Raw genomic sequence first — 16,600 nt, forward strand, 5'->3', positions numbered from 1 at the left:
TTCAGCCCTCTCGTCGCGGAGCCCTTCGATCATGAGCACGCTGGAAGTCCGTCAGGTATCGGTCGACTATCCCGGCGAACGCGGCCGGCCGACGACGCAGGCGCTCGCGCGCGTCGACCTGCGCATCGAAGCCGGTGAATTCGTCGTCGCGCTCGGCGCGTCCGGGTGCGGAAAGACGACGCTGCTGAACTGCATGGCCGGCTTCGTCGCGCCGACGACCGGCGACGTGCGCGTCGACGGCGTGCCGGTCACGGGCCCCGGCGCCGATCGCGGCGTCGTGTTCCAGAAATACGCGTTGCTGCCGTGGCTCGACGTGCTCGAGAACGTCGCGCTCGGGCTGCGCTTCGCACGCGTGTCGAAGGCCGAACGCGAAGCGCGGGCGCGGGAGATGCTCGCGCTGGTCGGGCTCGACAAGCATGCGCACGCGCGCGTGTACGAGCTGTCGGGCGGGATGCAGCAGCGCGTCGGCATCGCGCGTGCGCTTGCGAGCGATCCGCGCGTGCTGCTGATGGACGAGCCTATGGGCGCGCTCGACGCGATGACGCGCGGCACGATGCAGGCGCTCGTGCTCGACGTGTGGGCACGCACCGGCAAGACGGTGTTCTTCATCACGCACGACGTCGAGGAGGCGCTGTTCCTCGCGACGCGTCTCGTCGTAATGACGCCCGGCCCCGGCCGGATCGCGGAGACGTTCGAGCTGCCGTTCGCGCGGCGCTACGTCGAATCGCGCGATGCGCGCGCGGTGAAGTCGTCGCCGGAATTCATCGCGTGGCGCGAGCGGCTGATCGCGTATCTGCATCGCGACGAGGCGGTGGCGGAGCGCGCGTGATGCATGAGTTCGCGCGACGGGGCGCGTCCGTCGGGCGCGGCCGGATCAGTACTTTGCACAGGCAGGTCGACATGAGCACGCAGGAATCGTCGGCAGCCGATCGAGCAGCCTCGGAGTTCGGGCAGGATCAACGCGCGACGCAACAGCGTCACGCGGTGCGTCCGGCTCGCGCATCGCATCGCTACCGGTTGCCGGGGCAGGGGCGGACGGCCGCGCTCAGCGCGGCGACGGTCGCGGCGCTGGCCGTGCTGTGGTGGGTCGCGACGCACCGGCAGTGGCTGCCGCCGTTGTTCCTGCCCGCACCGGAAGCGGTGTGGGCCGCGTTCGTCGACGCGTGGCATGGCCGCATCCAGGGCGGCCTGCCGTTGTCGGAGCATTTGTTGTGGAGCGCCGCGCGCGTGTTCGGCGCCTTCGTGTTCGCCACTGCGATCGGCGTGCCGGCCGGCATCCTGATGGGCGTGAGCCGCATCGCGCGCGGCGTGCTCGATCCGCTGCTGGAGTTCTACCGGCCGCTGCCGCCGCTTGCGTATCTGCCGCTCGTCGTGATCTGGTTCGGCATCGACGAGACGGCGAAGCTCGTCGTGATCTTCCTCGCATGCTTCGCGCCGATCGCGATGGCCGCCCGTGCCGGCGTGCGCGCGGCAACCGTCGAGCAGATCAACGCCGCGTATTCGCTCGGCGGCAGCTTCCCGCAGATCGTGCGCCATGTCGTGCTGCCGGCCGCGCTGCCGGAAATCCTCACCGGCTTGCGGATCGCGATCGGGTTCGGCTGGACGACGCTGGTCGCGGCCGAAATGGTCGCCGCGACGGCCGGGCTCGGGCAGATGGTACTCAACGCGTCGAGCTTCCTGCGTACCGATCTCGTCGTGATGGGGATCCTGATCATCGGCGCGATCGCATGGCTGTTCGATCTCGCGATGCGGTGGGTCGAGCGGCGGGTGGTGCCGTGGAAGGGACGCGGGTGATGCCCGGATGAGACCTGCGGGCGGCGCATGCGCACCGCCCGTGCCGGTCGTGCCAGTCGCGTCATTCGCCCATCGCGACGCCTTCCCGCCGCGGGTCGGCCCCGCCGAACCACACCGTCTGCCCCTGCACGTTCAGCCGCTGGATCCCCTGCAGTCCCGAATTCATCTCGACGACCCGCACGTCGTGCCCGCGCCCTTTCAACCCGTCGACGAGCGCGTCCGACACGCGGCCGCGTTCGAGCTGCGTCGGCCCGTTCATCGACCCGACGTTCGGCAGCGCGATCGCCTGCTGCATCGTCATCCCCCAGTCCATCACGCCGATCATCGTCTTCGCGACGTGGTTGATGATCGCGGGGCCGCCGGCCGAGCCGACGATCATCGTCACCTGCTTCGTCTTCTGGTCGAACACGAGCTCGGGCGACATCGACGAGCGCGGCCGCTTGCCTGGCTGCACGCGGTTCGCGACCGGCCGCCCGTTCTCGTTCGACACGAACGAGAAATCGGTCAACTGGTTGTTCAACATGAACCCGCGCACCATCAGCCGCGAACCGAACGCGTCCTCGACGCTGGTCGTCATCGACAGCGCCTGGCCGTAGCGGTCGACGATCGCGATGTCGGACGTCGACGGCAATTCGGGGCTGCGGTCGTCGGCCAGCGCGAGCGTCGCGCCCTGCGGCGTGCCGGCCTGCGCGACGCCCATGCTGGTGTCGCCGATCAGGCGCGCGCGCTGCGCGAGATAGGTCCGGTCGACGAGGCTCGCCCAGCTGCCGCCCGGCAGCGGCGCGAAATCCGGATCGGCGACGTAGCGCGCCCGGTCCGCATACGCGAGGCGTCCCGCTTCGCTGAACAGGTGCGCGGCGAACGGCGTCGGCTCGTAGCCGACTTCGTTGCGCACCGGCTTCTGCGCGCCGATCTGCTGCCAGTCGGGCATCGCCTCGAGGATGCCGAGCATCTGCGCGATCGCGAGGCCGCCCGACGACGGCGGCGGCATCCCGCACACCACCGAGCGCCGGTAGTCGGTGCACAGCGGCGCCCGCACCTTCGCCTTGTAGCGCGCGAGATCCTGCAGCGACAGCAGGCCCGGATTGGTCGGGTGCTTGCGCACCTTCGTGACGATGTCGCGCGCGATCGCACCGGTGTAGAACGCATTCGCGCCGCGATCGGCAACCTGGCGCAGCACGGTCGCGAGCGCGGGGTTTTTCAGCACCGTGCCGGCCGCCTTCGGCGTGCCGTCCTTGTTGTAGAAGTACGCACGCGCGGCCGGGTCGTTCATCAGGTACTTGTCGTTCGCGATCAGCATCGCGAGGCGCGGGCTGATCGTGAAGCCGTGCTCGGCGAGCCGGATCGCGGGCTGGAACAGCCGGCGCCACGGCAGCTTGCCGTGCGCGCGGTGCGCGGCGTCGAGCATCCGCAGCACGCCCGGCGTGCCGACCGAACGGCCGCCCACGACACCTTCGTAGAAGCCCATCGGCTGGCCGGTCGGGCCGTAGAACAGCCGGTCGGTCGCGGCGGCCGGCGCGGTCTCGCGGCCGTCGTACGCCTGCGTCGCACGGCCGTCGAAGTACAGCATGAACGCGCCGCCACCGAGCCCCGACGATTGCGGCTCGACGAGCGCGAGCACCATCTGCGTGGCGATCGCCGCGTCGATCGCGGTGCCGCCGGCCTTCAGCATCTCGTAGCCGGCCTGCGTGGCGAGCGGGTTCGCGGCCGCGATCATGAAGCGCTGCGAGGTCCAGCCCGGCTTGTCGGTCCAGCCGGACGCCAGTTCGGGCGCGTGAACGCCGGGCAGCGGCACCGCGGCGCCCGATGCGGCAGCGACCGGGACGACGGCGCCCGACGGCGCGGACGGCGATGTGCAGCCGGCGCCGAACGTGACGAACGTGACGAGCGCGACGAGCGCGAGCGTGGCGACGAGCGTCCGGGGACGCAAATGCGGACGGATCCGGTCGAACATTGAAACCCTCGGCAACAGTGAATTCGAAGGAGGCGGCGTGTGCGCGGCACGCGCTCCGCACGGACGGCGCGCTATTGTCGCCGTGCGGCCGGCGGATTGTCATCCGACAGGAAACCCTGACGCATCCCGCCGGGCCCGCCCCGGCCGGCCTTTCCGGCCTGTTCGAGGATGAACTCTATGAACGTCGCGGTCGCACGCGTGTGGTGCCGGTTCGGCATGTAGAGCATGTACATGTGCGTGCCGAAGATGCTGAGACGATACGCGTCGAGCGACGTGACGACCGTGCCGCGCCGCATGTCGTCCTGCATCACGTAGTCGGGCACGATGCCGACGCCGATTCCGGCGAGGATCGCCTGGCGCAGGAACAGGAAGTTCTCCGAAATCAGCGTGGGCTCGAGCAGCACCTCGTGGCGCTCGTCGCCGAGGTACGCGGCGATCCGCAGCTGCCGCCCCAGCACCGTCGCGGTGACGACCGGCGCGGCGGCCAGCGCGCCGAGGCTCGCGGGCATGCCGTGCGCGGCCGCGAACGCGGGCGACGCGCACGCGACGTAGCGCACCGCGCCCATGTCGCGCGCGACGAGGTTCTGCGGCGGCTCGGACATCACGCGGATCGCGATGTCGACTTCGTCGCGCATCAGGTCCTCCACGCGATTCTCGAACACCACGTCGAGCACGATGCCCGGATGCAGCCGCTTGAACGCGAGCAGCCAGTCGGACATCACCATCTGCCCATAGCCGCTCGGCACCGACAGCCGCACGCGGCCCTGCAGGTCCTGGCCGAGCGTCGTCACCGATTCCTGCGCGGCGAGCAGCTCGTTGCGGATGCGCCGGCCGTGCTCGTACAGCTTCAGCCCGATTTCGGTCGGCTCGATGCGGCGCGTCGTGCGGCGCACGAGCTGCTGGCCGATCGAGCGCTCGAGCTGGTTCAGCCGATAGCTGACGTTCGCGCGGCTCATCTTGAGCCGCTGCGCGGCCTTGCTCAGGTTGCCCGCGTCGAGGATCTCGACGAGCAGCGTCAGCGCGTTCAGGTCCATGCCCGGTGTCTCCTGATCCGTCCCGCTTAAGGACCCGAAGCGGTCCGAAAGCATTCAATGTCAAGCCAGACTTGACAGCTTGTAAAGCCGGGCGGGAATTGTCAATGAATCTCGATCAATCGAGAATCGAGTCATGCCCGGCACATGCGCCGGATCGTTTCCCGCCGCGCGGGATCGGGAAGCGGCGCCGCTCGCCGGCCTGGCGACCGGTCCCGCCCGCATGGCGCACCGCAATGGAGACACGATGAATTCAACCGCTTCCCCCGAACCCGCCCAGACCGGCACCGTCGCGCGCGAACGGCGCGACAAGGTGCTCGTCGTCACGATCGACCATCCGCCCGTCAACGCGCTGTCCGCCGATGTGCGGCGCGGCCTCGCCGACGCGCTCGACGCCGCGCAGGCCGACGCCGCGATCCGCGCGGTGCTGATCGTCGGCGCCGGCCGCAACTTCATCGCGGGCGCCGACATCCGCGAATTCGGCAAGCCGCCCGTGCCGCCGTCGCTGCCCGACGTCTGCGAGCGGATCGAGTCGAGTGCGAAGCCGGTCGTGGTGGCGCTGCACGGCGCGACGCTCGGCGGCGGCCTCGAAGTCGCGCTCGCCGCGCATTACCGGCTCGCGGTGCCCGGCGCGAAGCTCGGGTTGCCCGAAGTCACGCTCGGCCTGCTGCCCGGCGCGGGCGGCACGCAGCGCGCGCCGCGCCTGATCGGCGCGCAGGCCGCGCTCGACCTGATGATGACGGGGCGTCACGCGAGCGCCGACGAAGCGCTCGCGCTCGGCCTCGTCGATCGCGTCGCGCACAGCGACGACACGCTCGCCGAAGGCCTCGCCTATGCGCAGGAACTCGTGTCGCTCGGCGCGCCGGCTCGGCGCACGCGCGACGCGCAGGGGCTCGCCGACCGCGCGGCCGCGCAGGCCGCGATCGACGCGGCGCGCGCCGAGTTACCGAAGAAGTCGCGCGGCCTGTTCTCGCCGGCGAAGATCGTCGACGCGGTCGAGGCCGCGCTCACGCTGTCGTTCGACGCGGGGATGAAGCTCGAACGCAGCCTGTTCCTGCAGTGCGTCGACAGCCCGCAGCGCGCGGGCCTCGTGCACGCGTTCTTCGCGGAACGCGAGGCCGCGAAGGCGCCCGAGGCGCGCCGCGCGAGCGCGCGCCCGGTCGAGCGGATCGGCGTGGTCGGCGGCGGCACGATGGGCGCGGGCATCGCGGTCGCGGCACTCGACGCCGGGTTGCCGGTGACGATGATCGAACGCGACGAAGCGTCGCTCGCGCGCGGCCGCGCGCATGTCGAGAAGGTGTACGACGGGCTCGTCGCGAAGGGGCGGATGACGCCGGCCGCGCACGCGGCGCGGCTCGCGCGCTTCAAGGGCAGCACGTCGTACGACGCGCTCGCGCAGGCCGACGTCGTGATCGAGGCGGTGTTCGAGGACATGGCCGTGAAAAAGGCGGTGTTCGCCGAGCTCGCGCGCGCGTGCAAGCCGGGCGCGGTGCTCGCGACCAACACGTCGTATCTCGACATCGACGAGCTCGCCGCCGGCATCGACCGGCCGGCCGACGTGATCGGCCTGCATTTCTTCTCGCCGGCGAACGTGATGAAGCTGCTCGAGATCGTCGTGCCGGCGCGCGTCGCCGATGACGTCGTCGCGACCGCGTTCGCGCTGGCCAAACAGCTGAAAAAGACGCCGGTGCGCGCCGGCGTGTGCGACGGCTTCATCGGCAACCGGATCCTCGTCGTCTATCGCACCGCGGCCGACTACCTGATGGAGGACGGCGCATCGCCGTACCAGATCGATCGCGTAGTGCGCGAATTCGGCTTCCCGATGGGGCCGTTCCAGGTCGTCGACCTCGCGGGCGGCGACATCGGCTGGGCGACCCGCAAGCGCCGCGCGGCCACGCGCGACCCGCGCGCGCGCTACGTGGAGATTTCCGACCGGCTGTGCGAGCGCGGCTGGTTCGGCCAGAAGACGGGGCGCGGCTACTACCTGTATCCGGACGGCGCGCGCGTCGGCACGCCGGACCCGGAAGTCGAGGCAATCGTCGCCGACGAACGCGCGAAGAAGGGCATCGCACCGCGCACGTTCACCGGCGACGAGATCCTGCGCCGCTACCTTGCCGCGATGATCAACGAAGGCGCGAACGTCGTGCACGAGAAGATCGCGCTGCGCCCGCTCGACGTCGACGCGGTGTTCCTGTACGGCTACGGCTTCCCGCGCCATCGCGGCGGCCCGATGCACTACGCGGACACGGTCGGCCTCGCGAACGTGCTCGCCGACATCCGCGCGTTCGCGCAGGAGGATCCGCTGTTCTGGAAACCGTCGCCGCTGCTCGTCGAGCTGGTCGGGCGCGGCGCGGATTTCGCGAGCCTGAACCGTATCGACTGAACGCCCACCGCATTCGCAACGGACCCACGATGGACCTCAATTTCACTCCCGAAGAGGAAGCGTTCCGCACCGAAGTGCAGCGCTTCCTCGCCGCCGAACTGCCCGCGCGCACCGCGCGCAAGGTGAAGGGCGGCCTGCACCTGACGCGCGACGACATGCGCGAATGGCACGCAATCCTGAACGCCCGCGGCTGGCTCGCGAGCCACTGGCCGCGCGAATACGGCGGCCCCGGCTGGAGCGTCGCGCAGAAGTTCCTGTTCGACAACGAATGCGCGCTCGCCGGTGCGCCGCGCATCGTGCCGTTTGGCGTCAACATGCTTGGGCCCGTGCTGATCAAGTACGGCAGCGAAGCGCAGCAGCGCCACTGGCTGCCGCGCATTCTCGACGGCACCGACTGGTGGTGCCAGGGCTATTCGGAGCCGGGCGCCGGTTCCGACCTCGCATCGGTGAAGACGAGCGCGGTGCGCGATGGCGATCACTACGTCGTGAACGGCCAGAAGACTTGGACCACGCTCGGCCACTACGCGAACATGATCTTCTGCCTCGTGCGCACCGCGACCGACGTGCGCAAGCAGGAGGGCATCAGCTTCCTGCTGATCGACATGAACACGCCGGGCGTCGAGGTGCGCCCGATCATCACGCTCGACGGCGAGCACGAAGTGAACGAAGTGTTCTTCACCGACGTGCGCGTGCCCGTGGCGAACCTCGTCGGCGAAGAAAACCGCGGCTGGACCTGCGCGAAATACCTGCTCACGTACGAGCGCACCAACATCGCCGGGATCGGCTTCTCGACGGCCGCGCTCGAGCGGCTGCGCGCGGTGGCCGCGAAGGTCACGAAGAACGGCCGGCCGCTCGCCGACGATCCGTTCTTCGCGGCGCGCATCGCGCGCGTCGAGATCGAACTCGAGAACATGCGCACGACCAACCTGCGCGTGCTCGCCGCGGTCGCGGGCGGCGGCGTGCCGGGCGCGGAAAGCTCGATGCTGAAGATCCGCGGCACGCAGATCCGCCAGGAGATCACCGCGCTGATGCGCCGCGCGATGGGGCCGTACGCGCAGCCGTTCGTCGACGCAGCACTCGATGCCGATTACGACGGCGAGCCGGTCGGCCCGGACGAGGCCGCGAGCGCCGCGCAGCAGTACTTCAACAACCGCAAGCTGTCGATCTTCGGCGGCTCGAACGAGATCCAGAAGAACATCATCGCGAAGATGATGCTCGGGCTGTAACGAGGGACGCGACGATGGATTTCCAGCACACAGAAGACCGCCGGATGCTGGCGGACACGTTGAACCGCTTCATCGCCGAACGGTATGCGTTCCCGGTGCGCGACCGCATCGCGCAGTCGGCCGAAGGCTTCGATCGCGCGATGTGGCGGCGCTTCGCCGAGCTCGGCGCGGTCGGCGCGCTGTTTTCCGAAGCCGACGGCGGCTTCGGCGGCGCGGGTTTCGACATCGCCGTGGTGTTCGAATGCCTCGGCCGCGGGCTCGTGGTCGAGCCGTTCCTCGGCACGCTGCTCGCGGGCCGCGCGCTGGCGCTGGCCGGCGGCGACGCGCATCGCGCGCGGCTGGCCGCGCTGATCGACGGCAGCGCAAGCGCCGCGTTCGCGCACGACGAACCAGGCTCGCACTACGAACTGACGACCGTGCGCACGCGCGCCGAGCGTGCCGGCGACGGCTGGGTGCTGACGGGCGCGAAGGGCGTCGTCGACCAGGCCGCGCAGGCGGCGTTCTTCGTCGTCAGCGCGCGCGTGTCCGGTCAGGACGACGACGCGGCCGGCATCGGCCTGTTCGTCGTGCCGGCCGACGCGCCGGGCGTGTCGCTGCGGGACTACAAGAAGATCGACGGCGGCCGCGCGGCCGAGGTGCGCTTCGAGCGCGTCGTGCTGCCGGGCGATGCGGCGCTCGGCGTGCCGGAAACGCAAGACGACGAAGCAGGCGCCGCATTGCTCGAACGCGTGCTCGGCTACGGGCTGCTCGCGCTGTCGGCGGAGGCGCTCGGCGCGATGGACGTCGCGAAGGAAGCGACGCTCGACTACCTGCGCACGCGCAAGCAGTTCGGCATGCCGATCGGCAGCTTCCAGGCGCTGCAGCACCGGATGGCCGACCTGCTGCTCGAAGTCGAGCAGGCGCGCTCGGCGGTGATCAACGCGGCCGCGCAGCTCGATGCGCCGCGCGCGGTGCGCGAACGCGCGCTCGCGGCGGCGAAATACACCATCGGCCGGATCGGCACGCTGGTCGCCGAGGAGAGCATCCAGTTGCACGGCGGGATCGGGATGACGTGGGAGCTGCCGCTGTCGCATTACGCGAAGCGGCTCGTGATGATCGATCACCAGCTCGGCGACGAGGATCACCATCTCGCGCGCTACATCGCGCTGTCGAAACAATAAAGACGAACGACGCGAATGGAGGAGACAAGGATGACGAACGAATCGCGCGCGTTGCCGCTGGCCGGCGTGAAGGTGCTCGATTTCTCGCGCGTGCTGGCAGGCCCGTGGTGCGCGATGGTGCTTGCCGATTTCGGCGCGGAAGTGATCAAGGTCGAGCATCCGGCGCGCGGCGACGACACGCGCGACTGGGGCTTGCGGATCGGCGACACCGAAACGACCTACTTCAACAGCGTGAACCGAAGCAAGCGCTCGATCTGTCTCGACCTGCAGACCGACGAAGGGCGGCGGCTCGCGCGCGAGCTGGCCGCGCAGGCCGACGTGGTGCTGCACAACTTCAAGTTCGGCGGCGCGGAAAAACTCGGGCTCGGCTACGACGCGCTGGCCGCGCTCAATCCGCGGCTCGTGCATTGCGCGATTTCCGGCTACGACCGCTCGGGCCCGGAAGCCGCGCGGCCCGGCTACGACCTCGTCGTGCAGGGCGAGGCCGGGCTGATGGCGCTGAACGGCGAGGCCGGCCAGCCGCCGCTGAAATTCGGTGTCGCGGCGGTCGACCTGTTCACCGGCATGTATTCGGCGCAGGCGGTCCTCGCCGCGCTGTACGAGCGTCATGCGACGGGGCGCGGGCGGCGCATCGAGATGGCGCTGTTCGACTGCGGGCTGATGATCACCGCGTACTACGGGCTCGATGCGCTGCTGATGGGCGAGGATCCGCCGCGCTACGGCAATGCGCATCCGTCGATCGTGCCGTATGGCGTGTTCGACGCGGCCGACGGCCCGCTCGTGATCACGGTCGGCAACAACACGCAGTTCGCGCGTTTCTGCGATGCGATCGAGCGGCCCGACCTCGCCGCGGACGAACGCTACAAGACCAATCTCGGCCGCTCGGAGAACCGCGCCGCGCTGCTGCCGGAGATTCGCGGCGAACTTGCGCGGCGGCCGCGCCGAAGCTGCTCGCGGCGCTCGCCGCCGGCGGCATTCCGTGCGGCGAAGTGCTCGGGCTGCACGAGGCGCTGACCTCCGAGCGCGCGACCCGGGCGGGGCTCGTCACGCGGCAGCCGCACCCGGTCGCGGGCGGCGTCGACGTGCTGGCGCCGCCGTATCGCTTCGACGGTGCGCGGCTGCCGGTGCGCGGCGCGCCGCCGGTGCTCGGCGCGGATACGGACGACGTGCTCGGCGGCTGGCTCGGGATGTCGGCGGACGAGGTCGCGCGACTGCGCGCGGATCGCGTCGTGTAACGCATTGACGTGCCGCCACGGCGCGCGCGGATCGATGGGCGCGCCGGCCATCCACAAGACACTTCTCGCGAAACGACGAGGAGACATTGGAGACACCATGGAGCTTTCCGTCATCGAATCGGTCACGGCGCGCCGTGACTACCAGCAGCTCGTGCGCGCACGGCGCCGCTTCAGCTTCACGCTCACGGCACTGATGATCGCCACGTACTACGGCTTCATCCTGCTCGTCGCGCTCGCGCCGCACGTGCTTGCGGCGCCGCTGTACCGCGGTGCGACGACCACGGTCGGGATCGCCGCGGGCGTCGCGATCATCCTGGTCGCGATCGGGCTGACCGCGTGCTACGTGCTGCGCGCGAACCGTGCGTTCGACCGCCGCGTCGACGCGATCCTGCAGCGTTCGTGACGGAGGCCGACATGCGACGCACTTCGAGCGCGCTCGGCGCGCTGGCCGTTCTCGTTTCCTCCACCGCGCACGCGACCGGCATCGCGGGCCCGATGCCCGACAAGGTCGAGCTGAACCCGGTGGCGATCGCGATGTTCTTCGCGTTCGTGTTCGCGACGCTCGCGCTCACGCGCTGGGCCGCGCGCCGCACGCGTTCGACGCGCGACTTCTACACGGCCGGCGGCGGTATCACCGGGCTGCAGAACGGGCTCGCGATCGCGGGCGACTACATGTCGGCCGCGTCGTTCCTCGGGCTCTCCGGGATGGTGTTCATGTTCGGCTTCGACGGGCTGATCTACTCGATCGGCTTCCTGGTCGGCTGGCCGTTCGTGATGTTCCTGATCGCCGAGCCGCTGCGCAACCTCGGCAAGTTCACGTTCGTCGACGTGGTCGCGTACCGCTTCGCGCAGCGGCCGATCCGGCTCCTGACGTCCGCGAACGCGCTGACGATCGTCGTGCTGTACCTGGTCGTGCAGATGGTCGGCGCGGGCAAGCTGATCCAGCTGCTGTTCGGGCTGTCGTACGGCACGGCCGAGCTGATCGTCGGCGTGCTGATGGTCGTCTACGTGTTCTTCGGCGGGATGACCGCGACCACCTGGGTGCAGGTGATCAAGGCCGTGCTGCTGCTGTGCGGCGCGACGCTGCTCGTCCTGCTCGCGCTCGCCGAATTCGGCTTCAGCGTCGATGAGATGTTCCGTCGCGCGGTGGCCGTGCATCCGGGCGCGCTGTCGATCATGGGGCCCGGCAAGCTGATCCGCGATCCGGCCAACGCGCTGTCGCTCGGCATCGCGCTGATGTTCGGCACGGCCGGCTTCCCGCACATCCTGATGCGCTTCTTCACGGTGCCGAACGCGAAGGAGGCGCGCAAGTCGGTGCTCTACGCGACCGGCTTCATCGGCTATTTCTATCTGCTGACGTTCGTGATCGGCTTCTCGGCGATCGTGCTGCTCGCGCAGCATCCGGAATTCTTCCGGCTCGGCGCGAACGGCACGTTCAACCTGACGCACGACCTGCTCGGCGGCTCGAACATGGTCGCCGTGAAGCTCGCGCAGGCGGTCGGCGGCAACTGGTTCTACGGCTTCATTGCGGCCGTCACGTTCGCGACGATCCTCGCGGTGGTCGCCGGGCTGACGCTCGCCGGCGCGACCACGATCTCGCACGACCTGTATGCGCAGATGTGGGCGCGCGGCAAGCCCGACGAGCGGCTGGAAATGCGCATCTCGCGCGCGGCGACGATCGGCTTGTCCGCGGTCGCGATCGCGCTGTCGATCCTGTTCGAGCACGTCAACGTCGCGTTCATGGTCGGCCTCGTCGCGGCGGTGGCTGCCAGCGCCAATTTCCCGGTGCTCGCGATGTCGATCTTCTGGCGCGGGATGACGACGCGCGGCGCGGTGCTCGGCGGCGGCCTCGGCCTCGCGTCGGCGGTGGCGCTGACGGTGCTGTCGAAGTCGGTGTGGGTCGACGTGCTGCACCACGCGCACGCGCCGGTGTTTCTCGACAACCCGGCGCTCGTGTCGGTGCCGCTCGCGTTCGTCGGGATCGTCGTCGGCTCGTTCGCGGACCGCGGCGAGCGCGCGCGTCGCGAGCGCGACGCGTTCGCGCAGCAGGAGTTCTATGCGCAGACGGGCGTGCTGGCCGGTGAAGCCGTGCAGCATTGATTCGTCTGATGAAACGATCGCTCCGTCCGGATCGCCGGACGGATATTTTCCGGAAATCCGGAATCCCGGATTTCCTTGCCTGCCGCATTATGAGAAATACAATGAAAACAACGGCTTGAGGGGCTCCGGAAACCTGGCATCGACCTTGCGATATAAACCGCACGGCCATCCCCCGGCCGAACTACTACAGCAAGCAAGGAGACAACCGATGACCAATGCCTTCCTCCCCCTCCGGATGTCCTGAGGCATCGCTTGTTGCGGCACGGCAGCCGCGCGGGCGAATGCCTTCTCCCCTGAGACATTCGCCTGCGCGCGTGACGCCGTTTCCACCGGCTCATCATCTACTTCAGCAGGAACCATCGTGAAGAAGAAACCCTTCTACAAAGTGCTCTATGTGCAGGTGATCTTCGCCATCATCGTCGGCGTGATCCTCGGCCACTTCTATCCGTCGCTCGCCACCGAGATGAAACCGCTCGGCGACGGCTTCATCAAGCTGATCAAGATGGTGATCGGACCGATCATCTTCTGTACGGTCGTCACCGGCATCGCCGGCATGGAGGACATGAAGAAGGTCGGCCGCGTCGGCGGCAAGGCGCTGCTGTACTTCGAGATCGTGTCGACCTTCGCGCTGCTGCTCGGCCTCGCGGCCACGCACATCCTGCGTCCGGGCGTCGGCTTCAACATCGATCCGGCGACGCTGAACGGCAAGGAAGTCGCATCGTACGCGGCGAAGGCGCACGGACAGTCGACGGTCGACTTCCTGATGCACATCATCCCGAACACGATGGTCGATGCGTTCGCGCAGGGTGAAATCCTGCAGATCCTGCTGATCGCGCTGCTGTTCGGCAGCGTGCTCGCGCACCTCGGCGAACGAGGCAAGGTCGTGACCGACTTCATCGACGGCCTCACGCGCGTGCTGTTCGGCATCGTGCACATCGTCACGAAGCTGGCGCCGATCGGCGCGTTCGGCGCGATGGCGTTCACGATCGGCAAGTACGGCGTCGGCTCGCTGGTGCCGCTGCTCAAGCTGATCGGCACGTTCTACCTGACGTCGGTCGTGTTCGTGCTGGTCGTGCTCGGCGCGATCGCGCGCTTCACGGGCTTCTCGATCATCCGCTTCGTGTCGTACATCAAGGAAGAGCTGCTGATCGTGCTCGGCACGAGCTCGTCGGAAGCCGCGCTGCCGCAACTGATGGAAAAGCTCGAGAAGGCCGGCTGCTCGCGTTCGGTCGTCGGCCTCGTCGTGCCGACCGGCTATTCGTTCAACCTCGACGGCACCAACATCTACATGACGATGGCCGTGCTGTTCATCGCGCAGGCGACCAACATCGAGCTCACGTGGATGCAGCAGCTCACGCTGCTCGCGGTCGCGATGCTGACGTCGAAGGGCGCGAGCGGCGTCACGGGCGCGGGCTTCATCACGCTCGCCGCGACGCTCGCGGTCGTGCCGACGATCCCGCTGTCGGGCATGGTGCTGATCCTCGGCATCGACCGCTTCATGAGCGAATGCCGCGCGCTGACCAACATCGTCGGCAACGGCGTCGCGACGGTCGTCGTGTCGGCCTGGGAGAAGGAACTCGACCGCAACAAGCTGCGCCAGGCGCTGAAGGGCGGCGGCGAGGTCACGCCGACCGAGACGGCCGGCGTCTGACGTCATGAAGGAGCAGGCGGCGGCACCGCCCGCGGGCGGTGCGCCGCGCGGCGGCCGGGGCAGCGACGAGGCGCCCTATGACACAATAGGCGATCCGCATCGCCAGGAAGTCACGTCCGTGAAGCGCCGCCTGCTCATCCTCGTCGTGCTTGCCGCCGCGCTCGCGGCGGCGTGCGCGCTGACGTGGACCATCACGTGGCAGCGCGGCGTCGCCGAGCTGCAGCGCAACGCCGCGGTGCGGGTCGACCGCACCACCAACGCGCTCAAGAGCACGCTCGACCGCTACGAATCGCTGCCTTATCTGCTCGGCAGCCATCCGTACGTGCTGGACCTGCTCGCCGAGCCGAAGCGCGCCGATTTCACCGCGCGCGCGAACCGCTATCTCGAAGACCTCAACGAACACGCGCACGCGACCGTCACCTACGTGATCGGCGCGGACGGCCTGTGCGTCGCCGCCAGCAACTGGCGCGCGCCGGACAGCTTCGTCGGGACCGGATACCAGTTTCGTCCATATTTCATCGACGCGATGAACGGCCGGGTCGGCCGCTTCTTCGCGATCGGCACGATCTCCCGCGACCCCGGCTACTACATCTCGCAGCCGGTGTGGCGCGACGGCAGGATCGCGGGCGTCGTCGTCGTGAAGCTCAATCTCGAATGGTTCCAGGGCGCCGACGCGTCCGAGCCGCTCGTCGTCGCGGACGATCACGGCGTCGTGTTCCTGTCGTCCGTGCCCGCCTGGAAGTACCACACGCTGCATCCGCTGACGGGGCCCGTCGCCGCGTCGATCTACGAGACGCGCCAGTACGCGCAGCAGCCCGTCACGCCGCTGCCGCTGCGCGTCGAGCAGGTGCTCGGCGCCGATGCGGAGATCGTGCGCCTCGGTGCGGCCGGCGTAGGCCCTGGCCTGCGCGCGCCGCGTTTCCTCGCCAGCAAGCGGCGGATCGGCGAGCCCGACTGGCTGCTCGTCACGCTCGCGCCGATCGCGCCCATCGACGCCGACGCGCGCAACGCGACGATCGTCACGGGCTTCGGCTTCGTGTCGGTCGCGTTGCTCGCGTTCTACTGGCGCATGCGCCGCGCGCGCGTGCGCGAGATGATCCGCGGCCGCGCGCTGCTGCAGCAGGCGTATGCGGAGCTGAACCGGCGCGTCGAGGAACGCACGGCCGACCTGTCGGAAGCGAACGAGCAATTGCAGAAGGAAGTCGGCGACCGGATCCGCGCGGAGCAGGAATTGCGCGCCGCGCACGACGAACTGATCCAGGCGAGCAAGCTCGCCGCACTCGGCCAGATGGCGGCCGGCATCACGCATGAACTGAACCAGCCGCTCGCGGCGTTGCGCAGCTTCTCGGACAACACGCGCGTGCTGCTCGATCGCGGCGAGCAGGCGGCCGCGCGCGAGAACCTCGAGGCGATCGCCGCGCTGACCGAGCGGATGGGCAAGATCACCAACCAGCTGAAGCTGTTCGTCGGCCGCGCGAAGCCGCGCAACGAACAGGCGCTCGTCGTGCGCGCGCTGCGCAGCGTGCTGTCGCTGCTCGGCGACCGGCTGCGCGGCGTCGCGCTCACGCTGACGCTGCAGGATGCGACGGTGTCGCCCGCGCAGGATGCGCCGCTCGACCTGGCGCGCGACTATCCGGAACTCGTCGCCCGCTGCGAGGACCTGCGTCTCGAGCAGGTGCTGATCAACCTGCTCGGCAACGCGCTCGACGCGGTCGCGGGCGTCGCCGCGCCGGCGATCGAAGTGACGATCGCGGTGTCGGTCGCGACGCTCGCGGTCGAGGTGCGCGACAACGGCTCCGGCATCGCGCCCGAGCTGCTGCCGCGACTGTTCGAACCGTTCTTCACGACCAAGGAAATGGGGCGCGGGCTCGGGCTCGGGCTCGCGATCTCGTCGTCGATCGCGAGCGACGCGGGCGGCGCGCTGACCGCGCGCAATGCGCCGTCCGGCGGCGCGCTGTTCGTCTTGACGCTGCGGCGCGCGCGCACGCATCATCCGGACGCCGTGTCCGAGCCGGCGGGCTCGCGCTAGGCACCGCACGACCGCATCAACGAGAGCCGCGCGCACC

General features: G+C 69.4%; 11 protein-coding genes and 1 pseudogene. 10 read left to right on the plus strand and 2 right to left on the minus strand.

Annotation, left to right across the window (positions count from 1 at the left end; all coding sequences use genetic code 11):
- Positions 1–31 precede the first annotated feature (31 nt).
- Positions 32–829, plus strand: a complete 798-nt coding sequence (locus DIE02_RS21620) for a taurine ABC transporter ATP-binding protein (protein ID WP_044846750.1) — start codon at positions 32–34, stop codon at positions 827–829.
- Complete coding sequence (locus DIE02_RS21625; RefSeq protein ID WP_124486549.1) at positions 829–1,794, plus strand: ABC transporter permease; 966 nt, start codon at positions 829–831, stop codon at positions 1,792–1,794. Before DIE02_RS21620 ends, DIE02_RS21625 begins: the two co-directional genes overlap by 1 nt.
- Before the next feature lie 61 nt (positions 1,795–1,855).
- Here DIE02_RS21625 and ggt read toward each other — a convergent pair whose 3' ends face one another.
- On the minus strand, positions 1,856–3,748 hold the full coding sequence (gene ggt / locus DIE02_RS21630; RefSeq protein WP_124486548.1) for a gamma-glutamyltransferase: 1,893 nt from the start codon (positions 3,746–3,748) through the stop codon (positions 1,856–1,858).
- Positions 3,749–3,819: 71 nt separating this feature from the next.
- A complete protein-coding gene (locus DIE02_RS21635) occupies positions 3,820–4,782 on the minus strand; it encodes a LysR family transcriptional regulator (RefSeq protein WP_124486547.1) in 963 nt (320 codons plus the stop codon).
- A 244-nt stretch (positions 4,783–5,026) separates the two neighbouring features.
- On the opposite strand from DIE02_RS21635, the gene DIE02_RS21640 reads away from it, so the two are divergent.
- From DIE02_RS21640 to DIE02_RS21675, 8 genes and pseudogenes are all read left to right on the plus strand, one after another.
- On the plus strand, positions 5,027–7,162 hold the full coding sequence (locus DIE02_RS21640) for a 3-hydroxyacyl-CoA dehydrogenase NAD-binding domain-containing protein (RefSeq protein WP_124486546.1): 2,136 nt from the start codon (positions 5,027–5,029) through the stop codon (positions 7,160–7,162).
- 29 nt (positions 7,163–7,191) lie between these two features.
- Positions 7,192–8,388 carry an acyl-CoA dehydrogenase family protein gene (locus DIE02_RS21645; RefSeq protein WP_044846745.1) on the plus strand — a complete coding sequence of 399 codons (1,197 nt, stop codon included), beginning with the start codon at positions 7,192–7,194 and terminating at the stop codon, positions 8,386–8,388.
- A 14-nt stretch (positions 8,389–8,402) separates the two neighbouring features.
- Positions 8,403–9,548: an acyl-CoA dehydrogenase family protein gene (locus DIE02_RS21650; RefSeq protein ID WP_124486545.1), complete on the plus strand. Its 1,146-nt coding sequence runs from the start codon at positions 8,403–8,405 to the stop codon at positions 9,546–9,548.
- A 30-nt stretch (positions 9,549–9,578) separates the two neighbouring features.
- Positions 9,579–10,783 (plus strand): annotated as a pseudogene (locus tag DIE02_RS21655) (CaiB/BaiF CoA transferase family protein).
- 97 nt (positions 10,784–10,880) lie between these two features.
- On the plus strand, positions 10,881–11,186 hold the full coding sequence (locus DIE02_RS21660; RefSeq protein WP_014895931.1) for a DUF485 domain-containing protein: 306 nt from the start codon (positions 10,881–10,883) through the stop codon (positions 11,184–11,186).
- An 11-nt stretch (positions 11,187–11,197) separates the two neighbouring features.
- Complete coding sequence (locus tag DIE02_RS21665; RefSeq protein WP_124486544.1) at positions 11,198–12,883, plus strand: cation acetate symporter; 1,686 nt, start codon at positions 11,198–11,200, stop codon at positions 12,881–12,883.
- Positions 12,884–13,244: 361 nt separating this feature from the next.
- Complete coding sequence (locus tag DIE02_RS21670; protein WP_044846742.1) at positions 13,245–14,534, plus strand: dicarboxylate/amino acid:cation symporter; 1,290 nt, start codon at positions 13,245–13,247, stop codon at positions 14,532–14,534.
- A 4-nt stretch (positions 14,535–14,538) separates the two neighbouring features.
- Positions 14,539–16,563, plus strand: coding sequence for an ATP-binding protein (locus DIE02_RS21675; protein ID WP_124486543.1), 2,025 nt, complete (start codon positions 14,539–14,541; stop codon positions 16,561–16,563).
- Positions 16,564–16,600 lie beyond the last annotated feature (37 nt).

This window comes from Burkholderia sp. Bp8991 (assembly GCF_003853795.1).
In the GTDB taxonomy this organism is placed as follows: domain Bacteria; phylum Pseudomonadota; class Gammaproteobacteria; order Burkholderiales; family Burkholderiaceae; genus Burkholderia.

Excerpts from the sequence above, each read along its gene's own strand:
- DIE02_RS21675 (WP_124486543.1), top strand. The coding sequence starts at position 14,539 with ATGAAGGAGCAGGCGGCGGCACCGCCCGCGGGCGGTGCGCCGCGCGGC.
- DIE02_RS21665 (WP_124486544.1), top strand. The coding sequence starts at position 11,198 with ATGCGACGCACTTCGAGCGCGCTCGGCGCGCTGGCCGTTCTCGTTTCC.
- DIE02_RS21620 (WP_044846750.1), top strand. The coding sequence starts at position 32 with ATGAGCACGCTGGAAGTCCGTCAGGTATCGGTCGACTATCCCGGCGAA.
- DIE02_RS21650 (WP_124486545.1), top strand. The coding sequence starts at position 8,403 with ATGGATTTCCAGCACACAGAAGACCGCCGGATGCTGGCGGACACGTTG.
- DIE02_RS21625 (WP_124486549.1), top strand. The coding sequence starts at position 829 with ATGCATGAGTTCGCGCGACGGGGCGCGTCCGTCGGGCGCGGCCGGATC.
- DIE02_RS21635 (WP_124486547.1), bottom strand. The coding sequence starts at position 4,782 with ATGGACCTGAACGCGCTGACGCTGCTCGTCGAGATCCTCGACGCGGGC.
- DIE02_RS21660 (WP_014895931.1), top strand. The coding sequence starts at position 10,881 with ATGGAGCTTTCCGTCATCGAATCGGTCACGGCGCGCCGTGACTACCAG.
- DIE02_RS21640 (WP_124486546.1), top strand. The coding sequence starts at position 5,027 with ATGAATTCAACCGCTTCCCCCGAACCCGCCCAGACCGGCACCGTCGCG.
- ggt (WP_124486548.1), bottom strand. The coding sequence starts at position 3,748 with ATGTTCGACCGGATCCGTCCGCATTTGCGTCCCCGGACGCTCGTCGCC.
- DIE02_RS21645 (WP_044846745.1), top strand. The coding sequence starts at position 7,192 with ATGGACCTCAATTTCACTCCCGAAGAGGAAGCGTTCCGCACCGAAGTG.